Origin of the sequence: Nonomuraea sp. NPDC005983 (assembly GCF_040614375.1) — a bacterium.
In the GTDB taxonomy this organism is placed as follows: domain Bacteria; phylum Actinomycetota; class Actinomycetes; order Streptosporangiales; family Streptosporangiaceae; genus Nonomuraea.
The window spans coordinates 1-24293 of sequence record NZ_JBEXUP010000045.1 but is presented as its reverse complement, the minus strand read 5'-3'; the positions used below and the strand labels follow the sequence as shown (position 1 = coordinate 24293).

25 protein-coding genes and 1 tRNA gene are annotated in these 24293 nt (G+C 70.8%); 16 read left to right on the top strand and 10 right to left on the bottom strand.

The window, feature by feature from the left end; translation table 11 throughout:
* Positions 1-53: 53 nt before the first annotated feature.
* The 7 genes from ABZ297_RS20810 to ABZ297_RS20780 form a co-directional block, all read right to left on the bottom strand.
* Positions 54-128 (bottom strand) — tRNA-Val (locus ABZ297_RS20810).
* Between the two features lie 17 nt (positions 129-145).
* Entirely contained in the window at positions 146-1096 is a 951-nt protein-coding gene (locus tag ABZ297_RS20805; RefSeq protein ID WP_355348371.1) for an ROK family protein, read from the bottom strand.
* Positions 1097-1171: 75 nt separating this feature from the next.
* Positions 1172-1480 carry a hypothetical protein gene (locus ABZ297_RS20800; protein WP_355348368.1) on the bottom strand — a complete coding sequence of 103 codons (309 nt, stop codon included), beginning with the start codon at positions 1478-1480 and terminating at the stop codon, positions 1172-1174.
* A 14-nt stretch (positions 1481-1494) separates the two neighbouring features.
* Entirely contained in the window at positions 1495-1947 is a 453-nt protein-coding gene (locus ABZ297_RS20795; protein WP_355348365.1) for a peroxiredoxin, read from the bottom strand.
* Positions 1948-1995: 48 nt separating this feature from the next.
* Entirely contained in the window at positions 1996-2424 is a 429-nt protein-coding gene (locus ABZ297_RS20790; RefSeq protein ID WP_355348362.1) for a DUF3052 domain-containing protein, read from the bottom strand.
* Positions 2425-2541: 117 nt separating this feature from the next.
* Positions 2542-2949, bottom strand: a complete 408-nt coding sequence (locus tag ABZ297_RS20785; protein ID WP_355348359.1) for a secondary thiamine-phosphate synthase enzyme YjbQ — start codon at positions 2947-2949, stop codon at positions 2542-2544.
* Between the two features lie 9 nt (positions 2950-2958).
* Positions 2959-3141: a DUF1918 domain-containing protein gene (locus ABZ297_RS20780; RefSeq protein ID WP_355348356.1), complete on the bottom strand. Its 183-nt coding sequence runs from the start codon at positions 3139-3141 to the stop codon at positions 2959-2961.
* Between the two features lie 502 nt (positions 3142-3643).
* Between ABZ297_RS20780 and aceE the strand changes: the two genes are divergently transcribed.
* The 3 genes from aceE (at position 3644) to ABZ297_RS20765 (ending at position 8831) form a co-directional block, all read left to right on the top strand.
* A complete protein-coding gene (gene aceE / locus ABZ297_RS20775) occupies positions 3644-6391 on the top strand; it encodes a pyruvate dehydrogenase (acetyl-transferring), homodimeric type (RefSeq protein ID WP_355348354.1) in 2748 nt (915 codons plus the stop codon).
* 169 nt (positions 6392-6560) lie between these two features.
* The gene (locus ABZ297_RS20770) at positions 6561-8072 is read left to right on the top strand and encodes an alpha/beta hydrolase (protein WP_355348351.1); all 1512 of its coding nucleotides are present in this window, start codon (positions 6561-6563) and stop codon (positions 8070-8072) included.
* A gap of 15 nt (positions 8073-8087) precedes the next feature.
* Positions 8088-8831: a maleylpyruvate isomerase family mycothiol-dependent enzyme gene (locus tag ABZ297_RS20765; RefSeq protein ID WP_355348348.1), complete on the top strand. Its 744-nt coding sequence runs from the start codon at positions 8088-8090 to the stop codon at positions 8829-8831.
* Between the two features lie 247 nt (positions 8832-9078).
* Here the strand turns inward: ABZ297_RS20765 and ABZ297_RS20760 are convergent, their stop codons facing one another.
* On the bottom strand, positions 9079-9804 hold the full coding sequence (locus tag ABZ297_RS20760) for a YafY family protein (RefSeq protein ID WP_355348345.1): 726 nt from the start codon (positions 9802-9804) through the stop codon (positions 9079-9081).
* A gap of 225 nt (positions 9805-10029) precedes the next feature.
* Positions 10030-11067, bottom strand: a complete 1038-nt coding sequence (locus ABZ297_RS20755) for a PHP domain-containing protein (RefSeq protein WP_355348342.1) — start codon at positions 11065-11067, stop codon at positions 10030-10032.
* 149 nt (positions 11068-11216) lie between these two features.
* Between ABZ297_RS20755 and ABZ297_RS20750 the strand changes: the two genes are divergently transcribed.
* The 9 genes from ABZ297_RS20750 to ABZ297_RS20710 all read left to right on the top strand — a co-directional run bounded on the left by ABZ297_RS20750 (position 11217) and on the right by ABZ297_RS20710 (position 19350).
* Positions 11217-11603: a hypothetical protein gene (locus ABZ297_RS20750; RefSeq protein ID WP_355348339.1), complete on the top strand. Its 387-nt coding sequence runs from the start codon at positions 11217-11219 to the stop codon at positions 11601-11603.
* Positions 11604-11606: 3 nt separating this feature from the next.
* Entirely contained in the window at positions 11607-12749 is a 1143-nt protein-coding gene (locus ABZ297_RS20745) for a glutathionylspermidine synthase family protein (protein WP_355348336.1), read from the top strand.
* Positions 12750-12751: 2 nt separating this feature from the next.
* Positions 12752-13183 carry a DUF350 domain-containing protein gene (locus ABZ297_RS20740; RefSeq protein WP_355348333.1) on the top strand — a complete coding sequence of 144 codons (432 nt, stop codon included), beginning with the start codon at positions 12752-12754 and terminating at the stop codon, positions 13181-13183.
* Positions 13184-13254: 71 nt separating this feature from the next.
* Positions 13255-14379: a helix-turn-helix domain-containing protein gene (locus tag ABZ297_RS20735; RefSeq protein WP_355348506.1), complete on the top strand. Its 1125-nt coding sequence runs from the start codon at positions 13255-13257 to the stop codon at positions 14377-14379.
* 103 nt (positions 14380-14482) lie between these two features.
* On the top strand, positions 14483-15379 hold the full coding sequence (locus ABZ297_RS20730) for an ACP S-malonyltransferase (protein ID WP_355348330.1): 897 nt from the start codon (positions 14483-14485) through the stop codon (positions 15377-15379).
* Positions 15376-16332 (top strand): beta-ketoacyl-ACP synthase III, encoded by a 957-nt coding sequence (locus tag ABZ297_RS20725; protein WP_355348327.1) that lies wholly within the window; start codon positions 15376-15378, stop codon positions 16330-16332. The genes ABZ297_RS20730 and ABZ297_RS20725 overlap by 4 nt, the downstream gene beginning before the upstream one ends.
* Before the next feature lie 85 nt (positions 16333-16417).
* Entirely contained in the window at positions 16418-16657 is a 240-nt protein-coding gene (locus ABZ297_RS20720) for an acyl carrier protein (protein ID WP_350807180.1), read from the top strand.
* 35 nt (positions 16658-16692) lie between these two features.
* Positions 16693-17925: a beta-ketoacyl-ACP synthase II gene (fabF, locus tag ABZ297_RS20715; protein ID WP_355348322.1), complete on the top strand. Its 1233-nt coding sequence runs from the start codon at positions 16693-16695 to the stop codon at positions 17923-17925.
* Positions 17926-19350: a carboxyl transferase domain-containing protein gene (locus ABZ297_RS20710; protein ID WP_355348319.1), complete on the top strand. Its 1425-nt coding sequence runs from the start codon at positions 17926-17928 to the stop codon at positions 19348-19350.
* Positions 19351-19412: 62 nt separating this feature from the next.
* Here the strand turns inward: ABZ297_RS20710 and ABZ297_RS20705 are convergent, their stop codons facing one another.
* Positions 19413-19907, bottom strand: coding sequence for a DUF3145 domain-containing protein (locus ABZ297_RS20705; protein WP_350807175.1), 495 nt, complete (start codon positions 19905-19907; stop codon positions 19413-19415).
* 175 nt (positions 19908-20082) lie between these two features.
* Between ABZ297_RS20705 and ABZ297_RS20700 the strand changes: the two genes are divergently transcribed.
* The 4 genes from ABZ297_RS20700 to ABZ297_RS20685 all read left to right on the top strand — a co-directional run.
* A complete protein-coding gene (locus tag ABZ297_RS20700) occupies positions 20083-21096 on the top strand; it encodes a S8/S53 family peptidase (protein ID WP_355348315.1) in 1014 nt (337 codons plus the stop codon).
* A gap of 73 nt (positions 21097-21169) precedes the next feature.
* On the top strand, positions 21170-21706 hold the full coding sequence (locus ABZ297_RS20695; protein ID WP_355348312.1) for a sigma-70 family RNA polymerase sigma factor: 537 nt from the start codon (positions 21170-21172) through the stop codon (positions 21704-21706).
* A complete protein-coding gene (locus tag ABZ297_RS20690) occupies positions 21703-22149 on the top strand; it encodes a hypothetical protein (RefSeq protein ID WP_355348309.1) in 447 nt (148 codons plus the stop codon). The genes ABZ297_RS20695 and ABZ297_RS20690 overlap by 4 nt, the downstream gene beginning before the upstream one ends.
* 52 nt (positions 22150-22201) lie before the next feature.
* Positions 22202-24293 (top strand): hypothetical protein (locus ABZ297_RS20685; protein ID WP_355348306.1); only part of this gene is annotated, 2092 nt, incomplete at its 3' end.

Here is a 24293-nt window from a genome sequence, read left to right as displayed (position 1 = left end):
GCACGCTAATGGCACGAAGCCCCGTTTCCTTGATCGGAAACGGGGCTTCTGGCTGGTGGGCGGTACTGGTATCGAACCAGTGACCCCTCGCTTGTAAGGCGAGTGCTCTACCGCTGAGCTAACCGCCCCTGATCGGCACTACACCTTACGACACCAACGGCTCCGATCGCACATCCAGCGCCCAGCCCGGGCCCAGTTCGGGGCGGCCTGCTGCGCGCCAGCCCAGGAGGGAGGCGCCGAGCATGCCGGCGTCCACGCCGAGGGCCGCCGGGATCAGCGGCGGGGCGGAGCGGAAGGCGAGGCGTTTGACGAGGCGGGTACGGACCGGATCGAAGAGGGCGGGGCCCGCCTCCGCCAGCCCGCCACCCAGGACGATCATGGTGGGGTCCATGAGGAGGGTGTACGTGGCGAGCGCCAGAGACAGGGCCTCCACGGCCTCGTCCCAGATCTCTATCGCCACGGGGTCGTCGGAGGAGACGACCTGTTCCGCACGGACGTTCTCGAGGCCCGCTCGGAGGCTGTAGCGGCGGCCGACCGAGGCGGCCGACGCGTAGGTCTCCAGGCAGCCGAACTGGCCGCAGGCGCACTGCTCGCCGTCGGGGAAGACCGGGATATGACCGATCTCGCCGCCCCAGCCCGAGGCGCCGCCGTACGGCTCGCCGGCGACGATCATGGCTCCGGCGATGCCGGTGCCGATGGGGAGGAAGAGGAAGTCCTGGACGCCTCTGCCCGCGCCCATGACGCTCTCCGCCAGCCCGCCCGTGCGCACGTCGTGGCCGAGCATGACCGGGACGTCCAGGGACGTGAAGTCCGTCGCCGGGACGTCTCGCCAGCCGAGGTTCGCCGCGTAGACGGCCATGTCGGCCGAGACCAGGCCGGGGACGGCGAGGCCCACGCCGGCCGGGACGCCTTCACCGGAGGCGGCGAGGTGGCTGATGAAGTCGCGGATGGCGGCGACGACCGCGTCCGGGCCCTCGGTGCGAGGGGTGGGACGGCGCTCGCTCAGCAGCACGGCGCCGGACTCGGTGACCAGGCCGCCCTTCATGGACGTCCCACCGACGTCGAGTGCGACGACGAACGAACTCTTTGCGGACACGGAAGGAGACGATAGCGCAGCTCACTGAATGTCCGGAAAGATGAGCTCCAGGATTCCTCGCCGCCCTGCAGGGGCTCAGGCGCGTCCGAGGACGCGGTTGAGCGCCGCCTCCACCTCTGCGGACAGCCCCGGCGGGGCGCAGGGAGTGACGAACGCGTCGGCCCGCGCCTGGCGCACCGACCCGCAGGCCCGGCACTCCACCTCACCGAGGCGGCAGATCAGCGAGGTGGACGCGCAGGTACCGCAGGTGTCGAGGTCGAGGTCGTGCAGCCGTTGACAGTCCGGGCAGATGAGCACCTGCGCCTCGTGACGGACCCCGCGCTTCCAGGGGCTCGCGCCACGGACCGGGTCGGTCTGCCGGGCCCCGCAGCGGTAGCAGGGCATCGCTTCCTCCGATGTCAAGAAATGTCGGCGAGTGCCTTGATGTAGTCGGCGACGTCGCGCGCCTGGCCGATCGGATTGACCACCGACCACCGGATCACGCCCTCGCCGTCGATGACGAAGGTCCCCCGCTTCGCGAACCCCTTCGTCTCGTCGAACACACCGTACGCCCGCGCGACCTGTCCGTGTGGCCAGAAATCGGAGAGCAGCGGGAACGCGTAACCCTCCTGGTCCGCCCAGGCACGGTGAGTGAACATGGAGTCGACGGACACGGTGAGGAGCTGCGCGTCGGCGTCGAATGCGCGCAGCGCCGACAACTCGCCGTGGCAGACCCCGCTGAAGGCGAGCGGGTAGAAGACCAGCACGACCTTCCTCCCCCGAAAGCTGGAGAGCATCACCGGAGTGCCGTGCTGGTCCTGGAGTTCGAAGTCTGGAGCTAGGGCGCCGACCTCGGCAGAACGTTCGTTCACGCCTGTCATCCTGCCGCATGGCAGGCGCTCTGGCTCCCTAGCGTCTCCCTAGCGTCGGCCCTTCGGCGAGACGAGCCTGGTTCCGGACCAGTCTGGAGCGGCGGAGATGCTGCTGGTCTGCGAAAGACCTGCGGTAGTGGCATCCTCCCCGATGTCGCTCGGCTCCACGTGGCCGTCGCGCCCGGCCTTGGGAGTCAGCAGCCAGATCTGGCCGCCTTCGGCGAGTGATCGCATGGCGTCGCTGAGGACGTCGAAGAGGTCACCGTCGCCGTCGCGCCACCACATCAGCACCACATCGACGACGTCGTCGGTCTCCTCGTCCAGCAGTTCGTTACCGGTCAGGTCCTCGATGGAGTCGCGAAGCTCGTCGTCGACGTCCTCGTCCCAACCGATCTCCTGCACCACCTGACCCGGCTTCAGGCCGAGTCGTTCGGCCAGGCCGCGCTCGCCCTGCGCCTGACCCGCGGTCGCGCTCACGTTTATCCCTCCTGCTTGAGTGGCCCCGCATATGCGGTTTATCGCTTCGGGACAGTCCACACGCTGTGACCCTCAGTCGTCAACGGTCGCCACGGGTACGGCCGTAGTCAGCCAGAATCAATCCGACAAAAACGACAGACGAACCTGACGTTGCGGGTTGTCGACATTCAGGTCGACCAGCGCGATCGACTGCCACGTGCCCAGCGCCAGCCTGCCGCCCAGAACCGGGACGGTCGCGTACGGCGGGATGAACGCGGGCATGACGTGTGACCTGCCGTGACCACGCGAACCGTGTGCGTGACGCCACCTGTCGTCGGCGGGCAGCAGATCGCGCAGCGCGGCGAGCGTGTCGTCGTCGCTTCCCGACCCCAGCTCGATCAGCGCCACGCCCGCCGTCGCGTGCGGGACGAAGACGTGCAGCAGCCCGTCTCCCTCCTGAGCCCGCACGAACTCGGCGCATTCCGAGGTGATGTCGTGCACCGTCTCTCGTGAGCCCGTGGCCACGGAGATGATCTGAGATCTCACACACAGATTCTACTGAGGCACAACGACCGCATCAGGGCCGGGAAACACCAGCCCGGTGTGCCCGTCGTCGAAGCGCACGATGTACGGAGGCCCGCCGTCCACGCCGTGGACCTCGATGATCACCCCGCCCCGATCCCTCTCCCCAACGGTGTTCCCGTGCACAAGGAGCCGGTCGCCTACCGTCGCGTTCATACTCACCACATTGGTACGGCCGGGAACGCAGGAAAAGGGGCAACTTCCTCCCCTCCGTGCGGGGAGGGCGAATGATGACCCAAACGTTACACGCCGCTCACGCGATGGCGCCGGGTCACGGGTGCCGCGACGCGCTTGCATGGGCAGGAGTGGCCCGATGGGGATGGCGGGGCTCAGTGGGCGAGGCCCTGGCAGCCCCACAGGAGGCACCTCCGAGGAGGACGGTTAGACTCGCGCGGCATGTCTGCCGACGTGGGCGCCAATGTCCCTCTTCGCGGCACTGTGGGAAATTTCGTAGCTTTTCCCCGCTTGTTAAATTGGCGGTGAGATGTAACCTTTGGTGTCGATTCGTCCGACCATCGGTGGTCTAGGCCACCGGTAACGGCCCTGCCAGCAGGGACACCGTGGTTACCCGCCAGTAGAGATGCACTTTCTACCGCGAGCGACCAGGATGGAAGGCGACCCAGACCAGACATCAGTCATCCTCGGAAGGCGAGACCCAGTGGCTTCCGGACGCCAGCGTTTCTCGATCATCAGCGACGGCCTACCCAGCCAGCTGCCTGATGTCGACCCCAGTGAGACCAACGAGTGGCTCGAATCCCTCGACAACGTCGTCAAGACGGAGGGCCGCACCAGGGCCCGCTACCTGATGCTCCGCATGCTGGAGCGGGCCCGCGAGCACCAGGTCGGCGTGCCGGGCCTGCGCAGCACCGACTACATCAACACGATCCCGCCGGAGCGGGAGCCCTGGTTCCCCGGCGACGAGCACGTCGAGCGGCGCATCCGGGCCTACATCCGGTGGAACGCGGCGATCATGGTGTCCCGCGCGAACGCCCGCACCAACGTGGGCGGCCACATCGCGACCTACGCCTCGGCCGCCTCGCTGTACGAGGTGGGCTTCAACCACTTCTTCCGCGGCAAGGACCACGGCGAGTCGGGTGACCAGGTCTTCTTCCAGGGTCACGCCGCGCCGGGCATCTACGCCCGCGCCTACCTTGAGGGGCGCCTCAACGAGGCCCAGCTCGACGCGTTCCGCCAGGAGCTGTCGCACGGCTTCCACGGCCTGCCCTCCTACCCGCACCCGCGGCTCATGCCCGACTTCTGGGAATTCCCGACCGTCTCGATGGGTCTGGGCCCGATCGGCGCGATCTACCAGGCGCGGTTCAACCGCTACCTGCTCAACCGCCAGATCAAGGACACCAGCCGCAGCCACGTCTGGGCCTTCCTCGGCGACGGCGAGATGGACGAGCCCGAGTCGCTCGGCGCGATCGGCCTGGCCGCCCGCGAGGAGCTCGACAACCTGACCTTCGTCATCAACTGCAACCTGCAGCGGCTCGACGGCCCGGTACGCGGCAACGGCAAGATCATCCAGGAGCTCGAGTCGTACTTCCGCGGCGCGGGCTGGAACGTGATCAAGGTCGTCTGGGGCCGCGACTGGGACCCGCTCCTCGCGGCCGACGTCGACGGCGTCCTGGTCAACCAGATGAACACCACCCCCGACGGGCAGTTCCAGACCTACTCGGTCGAGTCGGGCGGCTACATCCGCGACAACTTCTTCGGCGGCGACCCACGCCTGCGCAAGATGGTCGAGCACCTGACCGACGACGACATCCGCAAGCTGTCGCGCGGCGGCCACGACTACCGCAAGGTCTACGCGGCGTTCAAGGCGGCCCGCGAGCACGTCGGCCAGCCGACGGTCATCCTGGCGCAGACCATCAAGGGCTGGACCCTCGGCAAGGACTTCGAGGCCCGCAACGCCACCCACCAGATGAAGAAGCTCAGCAAGGCCGAGCTGAAGGAGTTCCGCGACCGGCTGTACCTGCCGATCCCCGACTCCGCGCTCGAGGGTGACCTGCCGCCGTACTTCCACCCGGGCGAGAACGACCCCGAGATCGAGTACATGAAGGAGCGGCGGGCGGCGCTGGGCGGCGTGCTGCCCAAGCGGGTCGTCCGCGCCAAGCCGGTCAAGCTGCCCGGCGACGACGTCTACAAGACGTTCGGCAAGGGCTCGGGCAAGCAGCAGGTCGCCACCACGATGGCGTTCGTCCGCCTGCTGAAGGACCTCATGCGCGACAAGGAGATCGGCCACCGGTTCGTGCCGATCATCCCTGACGAGGCCCGCACGTTCGGCCTCGACGCGATGTTCCCCACGGCGAAGATCTACTCGCCGCACGGCCAGACCTACGAGGCCGTCGACAGGGAGCTGCTGCTGTCGTACAAGGAGTCCACCGAGGGCCAGATCCTGCACGAGGGCATCAGCGAGTCGGGCTCGATGGCCTCGGCGATCGCCGTGGGCACGTCGTACGCCACGCACGGCGAGCACATGATCCCGATCTACATCTTCTACTCGATGTTCGGCTGGCAGCGCACCGGCGACCAGATGTGGCAGATGGGCGACCAGATGGGCCGCGGCTTCCTGCTGGGCGCCACCGCGGGTCGCACCACGCTGAACGGCGAGGGCCTGCAGCACGAGGACGGCCACACGCCGCTCATCGCCTCGACCAACCCCGCCGCGGTCTCCTACGACCCGTCGTGGGCGTTCGAGGTGGCGCACATCGTCAAGGACGGCGTGCGCCGGATGTACGGCGAGCAGCCGGAAGACGTCTTCTACTACCTGACGGTCTACAACGAGCCCTACCTCCAGCCGGCCGAGCCGGCGGACATCGACGTCGAGGGCCTGCTCAAGGGCCTGTACAAGTTCGCCGCCGGGCCGCAGACGCAGGGGCCGAAGGCCAACATCCTGTCGTCGGGCGTGGCCGGGCCGTGGGCGATGGAGGCGCAGCGGCTGCTGGCCGAGGAGTGGGGTGTGTCGGCCGACGTATGGTCGGCGACGTCCTGGTCCGAGCTGCGCCGCGAGGCCCTGGCGTGCGAGGAGCACAACCTGCTCAACCCCGACGCCGACCAGCGCGTGCCGTACGTGACGCGGGTCCTGTCCGGGGCGCAGGGGCCGTTCGTGGGCGTTAGCGACTACATGAAGGCCGTCCAGGACCAGATCGCGCAGTGGGTGCCGGGCGACTGGTCCTCGCTGGGCACCGACGGGTTCGGCCTGTCCGACACCCGCTCGGCGCTGCGCCGGCACTTCCACGTCGACGCCGCGTCGATCACGCTGGCCGTGCTGACCCAGCTCGTGAAGCGGGGCGAGCTCGACGGCGAGGTGCTGCGTGAGGCGATCGCCCGCTACCACCTGAAGAACGGTGTCACCGAGGCCGGTGGCGCGGAGAGCAACGACACCCAGTCGATGGGGGTCTGAGGCAGCAGATCGGCGCCCCCGCGAAATCTCTTTCGCGGGGGCGCCGCCGCGCCCGCGCGGTCCTACGGAAAGCGCCTGCACGGGGCACGCGCGCCACTGTCCCCATGGGTGACGGTGGCGCGTATTGTGGGCACTACTTCCCCCTGAAACACTTCGAGGGGGATGTTGTATGCGCCATGTCCTTGCCGCCGTCACCGTGATCGCGGCAGCTGTCTCCGCTTGCGCCAGCGCACCGGCCGCGCCCGACGCCGACCCGGAAGGCGCCGTCACCGCCAAGCCGGTCGCCTGGGGCCCCTGCACGGATATCAGGCGTCCGCAGGGCGCGACGCCGGCTCAGGCGGACCCCACGGTCAGGTGCGGCAAGGTGACCGTCCCTCTCGACTACTCCAAGCCGAACGGCGACACGATCGACCTGGCGCTCATCAAGCTCTCCGCCACCCACCCGAACAATCGGATCGGGTCGCTGGTGTTCAACTTCGGCGGGCCTGGCGCGTCCGGCGTCGACACCCTCGACCAGGCGTCCAAGGCGTTCGGCGTGCTGCGCACCCGCTACGACCTGGTCAGCTTCGACCCGCGCGGAGTCCAGCGCAGCGCGGGCGTGCGTTGTGGCACCAACGCGGAGATGGACGCGTACGCGGCGCTCAACACCCTGCCCATCAACGCGGAGACCCGCGCGAAGGGCAGGGCGGCCAACCAGCAGTTCGCGCAGCAGTGCGAGCGTGACGCGGGCAAGGTCCTGCCGTACGTCGGCACCATCAACGCGGCCCGCGACATGGACCGCATCCGCCAGGCGGTCGGCGACCCCAAGCTCAACTACTTCGGCATGTCGTACGGGACGCAGCTCGGCGCGGTCTACGCCACCGAGTACCCCGAGAACGTCGGCCGGATGGTGCTCGACGCGCCGCTCGACCCGACGGTCGACTTCGAGCAGCGCGCGATCGCCCAGACGAGAGGCTTCCAGCAGGCCTACGAGAGCTTCCTGAGGTGGTGCGTCAAGGAGGGCTGCGACCTCGGTGCCAACGCGAAGGCGGCCGACGACAACATCGAGAAGCTGCTGCACCAGCTCGCCGCCAAGTCGCTGCCGGTCAACGGCCGCCAGCTCACCCAGGGGCTGGCCTCCACGGCGATCGCCGCGGCGCTGTACTCCGACCTGACCTGGCCGTTCCTGGAGACCGCCCTCTCGCACGCGATGAAAAACGGCAAGGGCGGGGGGCTGATGTACCTGGCCGACACCTACACCGGCCGCAACCCGGACGGCACGTACTCCACGCAGCTCTCCAGCTTCCCGGCGATCACCTGCGTGGACAGCACCGAGCGGCCGGACGAGGCGCTGCTGCGGCGCACCGAGGCCACCGCGCTGAAGATCTCGCCGCTGTTCGGCAGCGAGGGCCCGGGCGGGCTCTGCCGGTTCTGGCCGGCCGGGGGCAGCGACCAGGCCCGGCACGTGGACGCGACGGGGTCGAAGCCGATCGTGGTCGTCGGCGGCAAGGGCGACCCGGCCACGCCGTACCAGTGGGCGCCCAAGCTGACCGCGCAGCTCAAGACCGCCACGCTGGTGACGTACGAGGGCGAGGGGCACGGCGCGTACACCTCGGGCAACAAGTGCGTGACCGGCGTGGTGAACACCTACCTGCTCAACGGGAAGGTGCCCGTGAAGGGCACCACCTGCGCCGCCACCTGATCTAGTGTCGGTCGGATGACGGACTACTGTGAGCAAGTCGAGACGGAGGCCGCGCGCCTCGTCGAGCTGGCCACCGGCGCCGACCCCGCGACGCCGGTGCCCGCCTGCCCCGGCTGGACGTTCGCCGACCTGGTCACCCACGTCGGCACGACGCACCGGTGGGTGCGGCACATCCTGACCACCAGGACGCGTGCGCGCATCTGGCCGCGCGACGTGCCCAACGGCCTGGCGCCCGGCCAGAGCGGCGACCCGGCCTGGCTCGCGGCCGGCACCGCGGACCTCCTGGCCGCGTTCCGCGCCACCGAACCCGACACGCCGCTGTGGAGCTGGGGCAAGGACCAGCACGCCGAATTCTGGGCCCGCCGGATGCTCTTCGAGCTGGTGATCCACCGGGCCGACGCCGAACTGGCGCTCGGCCTGGAACCGGTCATCCCACAGGCGGCGGCGCTCGACGGCATCGAGGAGTTCCTCGACAACCTCCCGTACGCGGGCTGGGTCACCAAACGCCTGGCAGAGCTGGGCGCCGAGGGGGCCACGATCCACCTCCACGCCACCGACTCGCCAGGCGAGTGGACGATCACCCAGGGCCCCGCGGGCAGGATCGCCTGGGAGCCGGGCCACGCCAAGGGCGACGCGGCCGTCCGAGGCTCGGCCGGCGACCTGCTGCTCCTGCTGTACGGCAGGCGCAGCCCCGACGCGCTCGCCGTCTTCGGCGACCGCGCCTGGCTGGACCGCTGGCTGGCCACGGCCAACTTCTGAGCCCTGGACGCGCCGCCACTCGGCGGTCGGCGGCGTGCCCAGGGCCAGGGTGGCCACTCGCCGGGAGCGGCCCGTACGCGGAACCGGGTCGGCGGGGAAGGTGCCTCACCGGCCTGCGACGATCATCATCTCCTGTTCAAGATCCCGATCGCGGGCGAAGGCGCTGCCGCCCGCCGCTCTCACATTTCTCGAACAAAGAAACGATCTAACGAGTGAGCGACAACCCTATGTCGGTGTTTTCGACTGACTAGTCGAGCAGCGTGCCGTGGACGACCATCTCCGGCACCTCGGTGGCGAACCCTTCGAGCGGGCGGTCGGGGCAGCGCTCGGCGGTGACGGTGGCCGAGGCGATGCGGTCGAGGCGGAAGACGCGGACGTCGTCGCGGAGCCGGCACCAGGCGACCAGGTACCAGAAGCCGCCGCGCCCGCCCAGGAACACGCCCGGCTCGACGTCGCGCGAGGTCAGCGCGCCCTTGGCGTCGGCGTAGTCGAGCCTGAGCACACGGCGGCGCAGCAGCGCCTCCTCGATCGTGCGCGAGATGCCCTCGGCGCCGAGCGGGTTGATGCGGGCGTGGTCAGGCGGCAGGCTGACCAGCTGGACCCGGCGGGCCAGCTCTTTGGCCAGCTCGCCCTCCGGCCCAGGCATGGCGGCGACGACCTTGCGTAACGCGCTGCGGGCCTGCCTGCCGAAGGGCTGGTCGCCGGCCTGGCTGAGCGCCACGGCGATCGCGACGGCCTCGGCGGGGGTGAAGTTGAGCGGCGGCAGCGACATCTTCTTGTCGATGGCGTAACCGCCCCTGCGCCCCGGCTCGGCGTAGATCGGCACCCCCGACTCCTGCAGCGCGGCGAGGTCGCGCTCGATCGTGCGCACGCTCACCTCGAACCGCTTGGCGAGCTCGCGGGCGGATCGACAGCGTGGGGAGATCGCGCGCAGGTCCTCGACGAGCGCGTAGAGCCGGTCGGTACGGTTCACAAGCGCGACGCTACGCGCCGACACCGACAATCACCGGCCAGGGACGGCCCGGGGAAAGCCTTCCCTCACCCCGTGGCCACAGGCGTCTCACGCAAGGGTCATCAGGCCGGATCGACGCCGCCGGTCTCGGGTCCAGGCCGGACGGGCGCCGACAGCGTCTCACGTCCTCGCCGGACGGGCGCCAGCAGCGTCTCACGTCCTCGCCGGACGGGCGCCAGCAGCGTCTCACGTCCTCGCCGGGTCCTCGCCCGTCCAGGCCAGGAGGTCGGCGAGCGGCCAGGTGTTGACGATCCGGTCGGCCTCGATGCCGCACCGGGCGGCCCGCTCGCAGCCGAAACGCTGCCAGTCGAGCTGCCCGGGCGCGTGCGCGTCGGAGTCGATCGAGAACAGGCAGCCGCTCTCGTACGCCTGGCGCATCAGCCGCTTGGGCGGGTCGAGCCTGTCGGGCCTGGAATTGATCTCGACGGCCACCCCGAACCGGCGGCACGCCTCGAACACCAGCTCGGCGTCGAACTCCGACTCGGGCCTGCGCCCGCCCCGCGCGGTGCCGGCCTGGACGATCCGCCCGGTGCAGTGGCCGAGGACGTCCACGTGCGGGTTGGCGATGGCGGTCACCATCCGGCGGGTCATCTCGTAGCGGTTCATGCGCAGCTTGGAGTGGACGCTCGCCACGACCACGTCGAGCCGTTCCAGCAGCTCGGGCTCCTGGTCGAGGGTGCCGTCGAGGTTGACGTCCACCTCGATGCCGGTCAGGATCCTGAACGGCGCGAGCCGCTCGTTCAGCCTGGCGACCTCGTCGAGCTGCCTCTTCAGCTTGGCTGCCGACAGACCGCGGGCGACGGTCAGCCGGGGCGAGTGGTCGGTCAGAGCCAGGTACTCGTGGCCGAGCCCCCTGGCCGCCTCGGCCATCTCCTCGATCGGCGAGCCGCCGTCGGACCAGTCGGAGTGGCTGTGCAGGTCGCCCTTGAGCGCCGCCCGCAGCGCGGCGCTCTCCTCGTCCAGGTCGGTGCCCTCGGTGGCGCGCAGCCTGCGCAGGTACGTCGGGACCTGCCCGTCGAGCGCCTCGGTGATCGCCAGCGCGGTGACCTTGCCGATGCCGGGCAGCTGCCCCAGGCCGCCCGAGCGGGCGAGCCGGGCGAGTTCGTCGTCCGGCAGGTCGGCGACGACGGAGGCGGCGCGCCGGAAGGCCCGTACGCGGTACGTCGGCTCCGCCGCCCGCTCCAGGAGGAAGGCGATCTCACGCAACGCCTCAACAGGGGTCATGTGGCAATTCCTACCCTAGTCATGGGCAACTCCGTGTATGGAGATGCCAGGACGGGACCGCTAGGCTGATCGGCCAATGAAGGCAGGAGCTTATGGGGCAAATGTCGCCAACGGTGCCACCCTCACCACCGCGGTCGAAATCGTCCAGGGTGATCACGCTGACCATCGTCGGCCTCGTGTCGGTCCTGCTGACCGGCTGCGCCGCGGATGACGAAGAGGTCACGGCCGACTGCATCGACACCACCACCCAGCTGCCCGACGGCACCTACGAGGTCGTGGACGACTCCTACTGCGAGGATGACGCCGCCTACGCGTACGGCGATGACGATGACGACGATGGTGGCGGTAGCGGCAACAACCACTACTTCTACAACGGCTCCCGCGGCGCCTACCACTGGTACTACGGCGGCACGAGACACGGCAGCCGCGTCCGCTCCGGCACCACCTACCGCCCGTCGGACGTGAACATCAGCAGCCGCAACGGGCGCAGCATCCAGCGCGGCGGCTTCGGCAGCCACTGGGGCGGCGGGGGCTGATCGGTGCGGCGCGAGCATGGCACTCCCAGGGACGGCTGGGAGAAGATCATCGAGAGCCAGGGCCTGCCCTACCACCGCACGGCCCACCCGGAAGGGCTGACCCGCCCTTACTGGGACGAGTCCACCCACTACGTCTTCACGCTCGACGAGGTGGAGGACCTGGAGACCCAGGTCGAGGAGCTGCACGGGATGTGCCTTGAGGCGGTCGAGCACGTCGTCTCGGCCGGCCGCTTCGCCGACTTCGCCATCCCCGAATGGGCCGCCGAGGAGGTGGCGCGCTCCTGGCAGCGGCGCGACCCCTACCTGTACGCCCGCTTCGACCTGCGCTACGACGGCACGGGCCCGGCCAAGCTGCTGGAGTACAACGCCGACACGCCGACCTCGCTGGTGGAGTCGTCGGTGGTGCAGTGGTTCTGGCTGAAGGACGTCCACCCCGGCGACGACCAGTGGAACTCCGTCCACGAGCGGCTCATCGACCGCTGGCGCGAGCTGGCGCTGCCCCCGGGCCCGACCCACTTCGCCTGGACGAACATGGACGAGACCGGCGAGGAGGCGATGACCCTGGCCTACCTCCAGGAGACCGCCGAGCAGGCCGGACGCCACACGGTCGCCATCGCCATGGAGGACATCGGCTGGGACGCGCTGAACCGCCGCTTCGTCGACATGGAGGAGCGGATGATCCGCTCGGCGTTCAAGCTCTACCCATGGGAGTGGATGCTGGCCGACGCGTTCGGCCGCCACGCGGTACGGCACTCCACCTGGATCGAGCCGCTGTGGAAGGCGCTGCTGTCGAACAAGGCGCTGCTGGCGATCCTGTGGGAGCTGTTCCCCGGCCACCCCAATCTGCTGCCCGCCTACCTCGACGGCCCTCGCGAGCTGACCTCGTACATCTCCAAGCCGCTGCTCGGCAGGGAGGGCGCGTCCATGCGGATCGTGACCCCGTCGGGCACCAGCGAGACCCCGGGCTCCTACGGCCAGGAGGGCCACGTCTTCCAGGCTTTCGAGGCCCTGCCCGAGTTCGACGGTCAGCGTCCGGTGCTCGGCGCCTGGGTGGTCGGTGACGAGGCCGCCGGCCTGGGCATCAGGGAGACGACCGGCCTGATCACCGATGACACCTCGTCCTTCGTCCCCCACCGAATCGAGTGAGCATGTCCCTCCTGGAAGTTCTCGCCCGCGGCGCCGGAGCCATCGCCGCCTACGCCGCCGTCGGCGTGGTCCTGCTGATCGTCGGCTTCTACGTGATCGACATGGCCACGCCCGGCAAGCTGAGCGCCGTCATCCGCACCGAGCGCAACCCGAACGCCACCCTGCTGGCCACCTCCGCGCTGGCCGCGGTCGGCCTCATCGTCGCCGCGTCCATCTGGTCGTCCGGCGGCCGGCTGCTCGAAGGGCTGGCGGGCACCGTCGTGTTCGGCCTGGTCGGCATCGTGGTGCAGACGGTGGCCATGCTGGTCTTCGACAAGCTGGTCGGCATCTCGGTGCGCGACCTGGTCAAGGAGGAGGAGCTGCAACCAGGCGCGCGGCTGCTCGCGGTGACGCACCTGGCCATCGGGCTCATCACGGCCGTCGCAGTCATCTGAGTGGACCTGGCACTCTGGTAGGCGTGACGGACCGCATCCGTGAGGACACCACTCGCAGGCTGGAGCGCGCCATGGGCTCGCTCGGCACCGCGGCCATGGCGCGTATGGACGACCAGCTGCCGTGGTTCCGCGCGCTCAGTGCCGAGGACCGATCCTGGGTCGGGCTGGTCGCCCAGGCGGGAATCGCCGCGTTCGTGGAGTGGTTCCAGCACGCCGGCGAGAACCGCCCCACGCCCAGCATCGAGTTCTTCGGCACGGCCCCGCGCGAGCTGAAACGGTCGATCTCGCTCCAGCAGACCGTCGACATCGTCCGGATCGTGGTCGAGGTGGTCGAGGCGCGCACCGACGAGCTGGCCGCGCCGGGCGGCGAGGACCAACTGGAGCAGGCCATGCTCCGCTACACCCGCGACGTCGCGTTCGCCGCCGCCCACGTCTACGCCCGCGAGGCCGAGGCCAGGGGCTCCTGGGACTCCAGGCTGGAGGCCCTGATCGTCGACGCGCTGGTGCGCGGCGAGGTCGACGACGGGCTGCACTCGTGGGCGGCCGCGCTCGGCTGGACGTCCTCCCCCGTGGTCGTGATCGCCGGGCAGGCGCCCGACGACGACCCGCGGGCGGTGATCGACGGGCTGCGCGAGAAGGGCCGCCGCATCGGGATGGACCTGCTCGCCGGGGTGCAGGCCGACCGGCTGATCGTGATCGTCGGCGGTGCGGGCAGCGTGCACGAAGCCGCCAGGCAGGTGGTGGCCCGCTTCGGCGAGGGCCCGATCGTCATCGGCCCCGAGGTTCCCGACCTGCACGCCGCCCCCAGATCGGCCAGGGCCGCGCTGGCCGGGTTGAAGGCGGCGGCCGGCTGGCCCGACGCGCCCCGCCCGGTGCACGCCGAAGACCTGCTGGCCGAGCGGGCGCTCGACGGCGACAGCGACGCCAGGGGCCAGCTCGTCGAGAACGTCTACCTGCCGCTGGCGGGAACGCCGCTGCTCGATACTCTGGCCACCTACCTGGAGCAGGGCACCTCGCTGGAGGCCACCGCCCGGCTGCTGTTCGTGCACCCGAACACCGTCCGCTACCGGCTCAAGAAGATCACCGAGCTGACCGGCTACCAGCCGACCGAGGGCAGGTCGGCCTTCACGCTCCAGGTCGGGCTGATCCTCGGGAGGCTCTCGGAGAGCGCCGTTACCTGGCGGGCGCTAACGTAATCGCGCCGAAACCCGCACTGTGGGGTTCTTACAAAAGACCGAGGACAAAGTTCGTACGGATCCTTACCCTCGTGTTGGAGTTCTACAGGGCATGGTGAATTACGTGCTTGTACTCGTCGCTCCGGGCCAAGGTGCCCAGACTCCAGGTTTCCTGACGCCCTGGCTTGAGCTTCCCGGCCTGTCGGACCGGCTGGCAGCCTGGTCCGAGATCGTCGGGCTCGATCTGATCGCCTACGGCACCACCGCCGGCGCCGACGAGATCCGCGACACCGCGATCGCCCAGCCCCTGCTCGTGGCCGCCGCGCTGGCGTCCGCCGAGGCGCTCGGCGCGACCCCCGACCTGCTGGCGGGGCACAGCGTCGGCGAGCTGGCCGCCGCCGCGCTGGCCGGGGTACTGACGCCCGAGCAGGCGCTCACCCTGGTCCGCGAGCGCGGCCAGGCCATGGCCAAGGCCGCCGCGATCACCGAGACCGGCATGACCGCCGTCCTCGGCGGCGTCGAGGACGAGGTGCTGGCCGCCATCGACAGGCACGGCCTGACCCCCGCCAACATCAACGGCGCCGGGCAGATCGTGGCGGGCGGCACGCTGGAGCAGCTCGCCGCCTTCAAGGACGACGCACCGGCCAGGGCGCGGCTCATCCCGCTGTCGGTCGCCGGCGCCTTCCACACAACGCACATGGCCCCGGCCGTCGAGCACCTGCGCGCGGCCGCCGCCACCATCGTCCCCGCCGACCCGCGGGTCAAGCTGCTGTCGAACGCCGACGGCCAGGTCGTGACGACCGGCGCCGAACTGCTCCAGCGGCTGATCGGCCAGGTAAGCAACCCCGTCCGGTGGGATTCCTGCATGGCCACGATGGCCGGCCTCGGAGTCACCCGGATGATCGAACTGCTGCCAGGCGGCACCCTGACCGGCCTGGCCAAGCGCGGGCTCAAGGGTGTCGAGACCGTGGCGCTCAAGACACCCGACGACCTCGATGCGGCCAGGGAGCTGATCAAATGAGGATTCCCGACGTCGCCCCCGGCGCGAGGGTACTGGCCCTGGGCCACTACCAGCCGGCCACCGTCGTCACCAACGACGACCTGGCCAAGAACATGGACACCAACGACGAGTGGATCCAGTCACGCGTCGGCATCAAGGAGCGCAGGGTCGCCCCCTCCGGCGAGTCCGTCGAGGACATGGCCGCCCAGGCGGGCGGTAAGGCGCTGGCCGCCAGCGGCCTGTCGGCCGACGACATCGACCTGGTCATCGTCGCCACCTGCACGCTCGAGACGCAGATCCCCAACGCCTCCGCCATCGTGGCCCACCGCCTCGGCATCAACTCCCCCGGCGCCTTCGACGTCAACGCGGCCTGCGCCGGGTTCTGCTACGCGCTCGCCACGGCCAGCGCGGCGGTGCGCGGCGGTGCGGCCAGGAACGTGCTGGTCATCGGGGCCGAGAAGCTGTCGCAGTGGGTCGACTGGACCGACAGGTCCACCGCCGTGATCTTCGCCGACGGCGCCGGAGCCGCGGTGGTGGGCCCGTCCGACACGCCGGGCATCGGGCCGGTCGTCTGGGGCAGCGCGGGCGACAAGTCCGACGCCATCATCATCCAGGACCGCGACGGCTTCCTGCACCAGGAGGGTCAGACGGTCTTCCGCTGGGCCACCACCGCGCTGCACCCGGTGGCCAAGGAGGCGTGCGAGCGAGCGGGCGTCGATCCGTCCGAGCTCGCGGCCTTCGTCCCGCACCAGGCCAACCTGCGGATCATCGAGGCGATCGCCCGTAAGCTGGGCGCCGACAAGGCGGTCATCGCTCGCGATATCGTCACCGCCGGGAACACCTCGGCCGCGTCCATCCCGCTAGCGCTCTCACGCATGGTGGAGCGAGGCGAGGTCCGCTCCGGCGGGCTCGCCCTGGCCCTGGGCTTCGGCGCGGGCCTGACCTATGCGGGCCAAGTGATCGAGATTCCGTAGGATCCGGTACGGCTCGCCGTACCTGACACAGCTTGTACGGTGCGAGCCGTACAGAACCCAGAAAATCCAAAGGAGAACTAGCGACATGGCTGCCAGCGAGCAGGAGATCCTCGAGGGCCTCGGCAAGATCATCAACGAGATCACCGGCATTCCGGCCTCGGAGGTCACCCCCGAGAAGAGCTTCGTTGACGACCTCGACATCGACTCCCTGTCGATGGTCGAGATCGCCGTGGCCGCCCAGGACGAGTTCGGCGTCGAGATTCCCGACGACCAGCTCAAGAACCTGAAGACGGTCAAGGACGTCCTCACCTTCATCCAGAACTGACCGCATCCCCGCTGATCGATCAAGGAGCGCGAAACGTGAGTGCAAACCGGGTACGTGTCGTCGTCACTGGGCTCGGCGCGACGACGCCCGTCGGTGGAGACGTCACCTCGACCTGGTCGGCGCTCCTCGCCGGTCAGTCGGGCGTCAGAACCCTGACCGAGGACTGGGTCGACACCGTCCCCGTGAAGTTCGCGGGGACGGCCGCCGTCGACCCGACCGAGGTGCTGCCCCGGCCGGAGTCTCGCCGTCTCGACCGCAGCGAGCAGTTCGCCCTGGTGGCGGCGCGCGAGGCCTGGCAGGATGCGGGCGCGCCCGACGTGGCGCGCGAGCGGCTCGGGGTCGTGGTGTCGAGCGGCATCGGCGGCATCAACACCACGCTCTCGGCCTACGACACCTACAAGGAGCGCGGCTGGAACCGGCTGTCGCCGTTCACCGTGCCGATGCTCATGCCCAACGGCCCCGCCGCCTGGATCGGCCTCGACCTCGGCGCCCAGGCCGGCGTGCACGCCACCGTCTCCGCCTGCGCCTCAGGCGCGGAGGCCATCGGCTACGCCATGGACATGATCCGGGCGGGCCGCGCCGACGTGGTGGTCGCCGGTGGCACCGAGGCCGCCATCCACGGCCTCAACATAGCCGCGTTCGCCGCGGCACGCGCGATGTCCACCCGCAACGACGACCCGGCGAGCGCGTCCCGGCCGTGGGACCGCGACCGCGACGGGTTCGTGCTCGGCGAGGGCGCGGGCATCGTGGTGCTCGAGTCCGAGGAGCACGCCAAGGCGCGCGGCGCGCGGATCTACGCCTACGCAGCGGGCGTCGGCTACTCCGCCGACTCCCACCACATCACCCAGCCCGAGCCCGAGGGCCGGGGCATCATCATGGCGATGACCCAGGCGCTCAACGACGCCGACGTCACGGGCGCCGACGTCAAGCACGTCAACGCGCACGCCACCTCGACCCCCGCCGGGGACGTCATCGAGGTCCAGGCGGTCGCCAAGGCCATCGGCACGCACCCGCTGGTCACCTCCACCAAGTCCATGACGGGCCACCTGCTCGGCGGCGCGGGCGGCATCGAGTCGGTCTTCACGATCAAGTCGCTGCACCACCGCATCGTGCCCGCCACCATCAACCTCGACAAACTCGACGACGGCATCGAAGTGGATCTCGTCTACGGCGAGAACCGCGCACTGCCGGAAGGCGACATCGCCGCGGTCAACAACTCGTTCGGATTCGGCGGCCACAACGCGGCCGTCGTGTTTAAGGGGGCTTGAGTGACCGTCCTCGACAACCGGGTGGTGACGCCCGGTTCCGATCAGGAGCCTGCCGATCCCCGCGACCCCGTCGTCCGTCTGACCGCGCTGCTCGACGAGGGCTCGCTGCGGCTGATCACTTCCGAGGACAAGAGCGGCGTGCTCGCCGCCATGGGCCGCGTCGAGGGTGTCCCCGTCGTCGCCTTCTGCAGTGACGCCCGCTTCCAGGGCGGCGCGATGGGCAGCGAGGGCTGCGAGCACATCGTGCACGCCTACGACGTGGCCGTCCGCGAGCGGGTGCCGGTCATCGGGATCTGGCACTCCGGCGGTGCGCGACTCGCCGAAGGCGTCGAGTCGCTGCACGCCGTCGGCCGGGTCTTCGCCGCGATGACCAAGGCGTCCGGCGTGGTGCCGCAGATCTCCGTGGTCGTCGGGGCCGCCGCCGGCGGCGCGGCCTACGGCCCCGCGCTCACCGACCTCGTGATCCTCGCCGACTCCGGCCGCATCTTCGTCACGGGCCCGGACGTGGTCCGCAGCGTCACCGGCGAGGACGTCGACGCGGCCTCCCTCGGCGGCCCCGAGCCGCACAGCAAGCGCAGCGGCGTCGTGCACGTCGTCACCAAGACCGAGACCGACGCGCTGCTGAAGGCGCGCCAGCTCGCTTCGCTGCTCGGCCACCAGGGCCGGGTGCGCTCGTCCGGCATCGAGGAGGTCGACTTCTCCAGCCTGCTGCCGGAGTCGGCCCGCCGCGCCTACGACGTCAAGCCGCTGGTCAACGGCCTGCTCGACGAGCCCGGCATCGAGCTGCACCCCAAGTGGGCGCCGAACATCGTCACGTCGCTCGGCCGTCTCGGTGGCCGGACGGTCGGAGTGATCGCCAACAACCCGATGCGGCTCGGCGGCTGCCTCGACGCCACGTCCGCCGAGAAAGCCGCCCGCTTCGTTCGTATGTGTGACGCTTTCGGAGTGCCGTTGGTTGTCCTCGTGGACGTACCCGGTTACCTGCCCGGCGTCGGCCAGGAGCACGACGGTGTGGTCCGCCGCGGCGCCAAGCTGCTGCACGCGTTCGCCGAGGCGTCCGTGCCGCGGGTCACGCTGGTGACCCGCAAGGCGTACGGCGGCGCGTACATCGCGATGAACTCCCGCGCCCTCGGCGCGACCAAGGTGTTCGCCTGGCCGACGACCGAGATCGCGGTCATGGGCGCGGTCGCCGCGGTGCGCATCCTCAAGCGGCGCGAGCTGGCGGCGGCGTCGGAGGAGGAGCGCGCGGCGCTGGAGCACCAGCTCGCCGCCGAGCACGAGAAGCTCGCCGGCGGCCTGACCAGAGCCCAGGAGATCGGCGTGATCGACGAGGTCATCAAGCCGGAGGAGACGCGCGGCGCGATCGCCAAGGTCCTCGCGCAGGCGACCCCGGCCAGGGGCGCGCACGGGAACATCCCGCTGTAACCCGGCCTATCCGATGGGGCCCCGCACCTGTTCAGGCGCGGGGCCCCATCGGCGTTCCCGGGTCACACCGCCGCGTGCAGCCAGCGGACGGGCGCGCCGTCGCCCGCGTACCTGAACGGCTCCAGCTCCTCGTCCCACGGCCTGCCGAGCATCTTGTCGAGCTCGTCCTCCAGCACGCACCGCCCCTGGGAGGCCGTCATCATCACGGTGCGCAGCCGGTCTTCAGGGATCATGATGTCACCCGCGGCTCCGATCACCGCGGTGAAGGCGCCCAGCGTCGGCGTGTAGGCGTGGCGCGAGCCGTCGACACCGGACGAGGCGTCCTCGGTGATCTCGAAACGGAGGCGCTGCCAGCCCATGAGGGAGGAGGCGATGGCCGCCGCGATGCCCGGACGGCCCTCCCACTCCGCCTGCGCCCGCACGACATTGGGCGCGGCAGGTTGGGGTGTCCACGTCAGATCTACGGGCACGCCAAGGACACCCGCGACCGCCCATTCAATATGAGGGCACAGCGCGGGCTGAGCCGAGTGGACGTACAGCACGCCACGAGCAGACACCGGACCTCCCGATTCGGTACGAGGTGCGCCTTCCCCAACGGCCTCGACACGGGATGATCACAAGTGACTAGGGAGAGACTACCGTCGGTTGCCATCGGACACCAGTGCGGGGCCATACCAAGTTGTTGCGGCTGTGGCGCGTGACACGGGCCCGAGCGAGGAAAGATACCGGCTCATGGACATCCAATCAGTCGGTGAAGCACTGATCCGGCCAGGTCAGGTGCTGACCGACCGCAGCGCGCTGTCCGCCGCGGCCCGCTGGACCCAGGCGGTCGCCGAGGCCGACGGCGTGTGCGTGCTCCACCTGACACCCGGCGCCGACCCCTGCGAGATCGCCATGGAGCTGCGGGAACAGGGGTTCAGGGCCTCGCCCAACCACGTGTTCGCCGGCCAGCCGCTGTTCTTCGGCGGGCCCGCGAGCAGGCCGTTCCCCGTCAAGCCCGTGCACTACCGGCAGGGCAGGTCGCGCTCGCCGGTGACCATCGGCCTGCTCGACACCGGCGTGGCCCGGCATCCGTGGTGGGCCAACAGCGGCTGGTACACCGAACTGGGCCCCGAGAGCGCCGACGCCACCGAGGGCGGCCAGGCCGGGCACGGCACGTTCGTCGCGGGCCTGCTGCTGCGCCAGGCGCCGGGCGCCTCGCTGCGGGTCAGCCGGGTGCTCGACGCGAACGGCGTGGGCGACGAGGCGAGCGTGGTGCGCGCGCTGCACCGGATGCGGCAGCTCCCGCTGCAGGTGCTCAACCTCTCCTTCGGCGGCCACACCTTCGACGACCGGCCGCCGCCCCTGCTGGCCGACGCGCTCGGCTCGATGCCCGACACGGTCGCCGTCGCCTGCGCGGGCAACACGGGGAGCGAGCGACCGTTCTGGCCAGCCGCGCTGACAGGCGTCGTCGCGGTGGGCGCCGTCGACCCCACCGAGCAGCGGCGCGCGCCGTTCTCCGCGCATGGGTCCTGGGTGGACGCCTGCGCCCGGGGCGAGTGGCTGACCAGCAGTTTCCTGGAGCGAGGCGAGTTCGACGGATACGCGACCTGGAGCGGCACGTCCTTCGCCACGGCGCTGGTCGCCGGGGCCATCGCCGACGCGGCCAAGGAGCGGCCGGTGCACGACGCGGTCAAGGGGCTGCTCCATCTGGAGGGGGCCCGGCAAATTCCCGATCTGGGAGTTCTCGTCCCGTCGAGTCTGTAGAGTTTACGCTCAGTCCCCGGCCAGTCACGAGGAGGCAGCTTTGACCTCCTGTGAGGTACGGCAAGGAGTCAGCATGGACGAGCCACGCGAGCCGGCGGAGCTGCTCAAAGCCGCGGCTGACGACGACCGCACCGCCTGGGACGAGCTCGAGTCCCGGTTCGGGCCGCGCATGTGGGCGGTCGCCCGTGCGTGTGGTCTGAACAGCGCCGATGCCGCCGACGCGGTCCAGGGAGCCTGGCTGCGCCTGCTGGAGCATCTGCACACCATCCGTGACCCCGCGGGCATCGGTGCGTGGCTGGCGACGACCACGCGCCGCGAGGCGATTCGGATTCTCAGGAAGGAGCCTCCGGGCCTTCCCTTCTGTGACGTCGTGTTCGATCCAGATCCAGCGTCGGCGGTCCTCGAAGCCGACGGGAGCCGTCTGCTCTGGCAGGCGGTCTCCACGCTCAACGAACCATGCCGCACTCTGCTCCTGCTGGTCGCAACGGGCCAAGGAAGCCAGCAGGTGGCGATGCGGCTGGGGGTTCCAGCAGGCAGCGTCGGTCCGACCAGGGCCCGGTGCCTGAACAAACTGCGCACCCTGATCTCACAACAGGAGACGGTGCAATGAACAACGACGAATACTTCCTTGCGGCCCTCCGGCTCGCTGCCGGGAACGACCCGATCCCTGGGCATGTGTCCGCCGCCGCGCGTGACGCCTTCGGGCTGCGGGTCTCGCAAGCGGTGACCGCCAACCCCGCCGAACGCGCCGCACCCCGCGGCGTGCGCGGCGCAGACGGTCCCCACATGGTCCGGTTCGTCGCCGCCGGCCTCACCTTCGACCTGGAGGTGGCCGTGGGCGACGGGCTCATCGACGTCGCCGGGCAGGTGTCGCCGCATCCCGGAGAGGGCAGCCGGGTCGACGTCCGGACCCCGCATCTGACGCTCACCCGGCGTCTGTCCCGATCCGGCCAGTTCGCGGCCACCGGCCTGCCTCCGGGCTGGCTCAGCGTGGTGTGCCACCGTCCTGGCCAGCCCCCCGTCCAGACCAGGTGGGTACGTATCCGCCCATGAGGCAGGGGCCAGGTCCGCACCCTGGCCCCTGCGCGAAGCCGAAGGCGGCACGATGCCGACATCCGAGCACCACGCCGCGCGGCCCGGCCTCCAGGAGCGCGACGCGCTGGTCGCGGCGGCCGACGCGGCCGTGTCGCGGTCGGTCATCGATCCCGAGCAGGCGTTCCACGCCGGACGGGCGGTGCTTCGAGCCGCCCAGCGGACTGGCGCGGTCGAAGCAGCGGTCGTGGCGCTGCGCGCACTGGCGCTGTCGGTCCGCGAGCTGGGCGATCTGGAAGCCGCCGAAGGCTACCTGAGGCGGGCCATCGCCACCTGCGGAGCGCCGGGCGAGCGGATCGCGCAGGCCAGGCTCTCGCTGGTGACCGTGCGCACCGAGCGCGGCCACCCCCTCCAGGCGTTACGGGTGGCCGCGCTCGCGTGGGCCTACCTGTCGCCGCTCGACCGGGCCAAGCTCGACACGCAACGCGCCGTGGCCCTCGCCCACCTGGGCCGTTATCAGGAGGCCATCGCCTCCTGCGACCGGTCGCTGGTGGCGCTCGTCACCGCGCCCGGCACCCTCGACGACCGCAGGTTCCTGGCGGGAGGGCTGCTCAACCGGGGCCTGGTGCACGCCTACCGCGGCGACTGGGACTCCGCCATGCGTGACATCACCGCCTGCCTGCAGATCACCCAGCAGGCCGGGCTGGACCACCTGGCCCGCCTGGCCGCCGCCAACCTGCCGTTCCTCGCGGTGCGGCGCGGCGACATCGCGGGGGCGTTCGCGCACTACCGCGCCGCCGAGGACACCCTGTTCGGCTTCCCCGAGCGGCTGGCCACCATGCGGGCCGACTTCGCGGGCGCCCTGCTGGCCGCGCACCTGCCGGGAGAGGCCAGGGCGCTGCTCAGCCTGGCCGTGCCGGATCTGGAGACGTCCGACGCGCACGTGGCGCTGGCCGAGGCGCGGCTGAAGCTGGCCCAGGTGGAACTGCTGACCGGTGACGCGCGGCGCGCGCTGGCCGTCGCGGAGCGCGCCGCGCGGGAGCTGGCCGCGCAGGACCGCGACGCGTGGCTGCCGCTGGCCAGGGAGGTGGTGCTGCGGTCCCGGCTGGCGCTGGAGGGGCCCACGTCCGGGCTGGTGGACGAGTTGGTCGGGTGCGCCGACGAGATGGAGGACGGCGCCCGGCACCTGGCGGCAGCCGCCGCGCTGCGCCTGGCCGCGGCCGAGGCGGCGCTGGCCATCGACGACCGTCCGGCCGCCTCCGCCCAGCTCGCCCGCCTCACCCTGGACGCCAGAAGGCACCGCATGCCCGCGGGCGCCAAGCTCACCTCGCTCGCCTCCGAGTTGCAGGCCAAGCACCTGGCGCAGGCGTCACAGGTGCCGCCCCTGGTGCGCCAGCACGCGCTCGCGCTGGAGGCGGCGGCGCGCGAGGACGTCACGGGGGCGCTCAGCGCGGTCCGCGACGGGCTGGCCGAGGTGGGCGGGCAGGCGGAGACGTTCGACGACCCGTCGCTGCGGGCGCACGCGGCGCGCGCGGGCGAGCGGCTGGCGGCGTTCGGGCTGCGGCTCGCGGTGCGCGACGGCGACGCGGCGGAGGTGTTCGACTGGGCCGAGCGGTGGCGGTCGGTGACCGCTCCCCGGCATGCCGCCTGCCTGGCCGATCCCGAGCAGGTGCGGGCGGCGCTGGGCGATTCGGCCCTGGTGGAGTTCGTCGCCGAGGACGGCTCGCTGCTGGCCGTGGTGATCACCCCCGAGCGTGTCGCGCTGCGGCGCCTGGGAGCGATGGACGCGATCGCCGAGGCGCTGGTACGGCTCCGGTACGCGCTACGCACCTCCAGCGGCCCTGACGAATCCGGGCCGAGGACGTCCGGCGGCGCTGGTGGATGCGGACCGTGCACCTGCGACGGCCCGGTCGGGGCCGCCGCCGCGGAGCTGGAGGAGATGCTGCTCGGGCCGCTCGCCGCCGCGCTACGCGATCGGCCGCTGGTGGTGGTCCCTGCCGGGGTGCTGCACACGCTGCCGTGGGCGGCACTGCCGTCCCTGCGTGACCGGCCGGTGAGCGTGGTGTCGAGCGCGGCGGCCTGGTTGGAGGCCCGGCAGCGCGTGCCCGTTCCCGCCGACCGGCCGGCGGTGGTCGCGGCGGCGGGCCCGGCGCTCGCGCACGCGC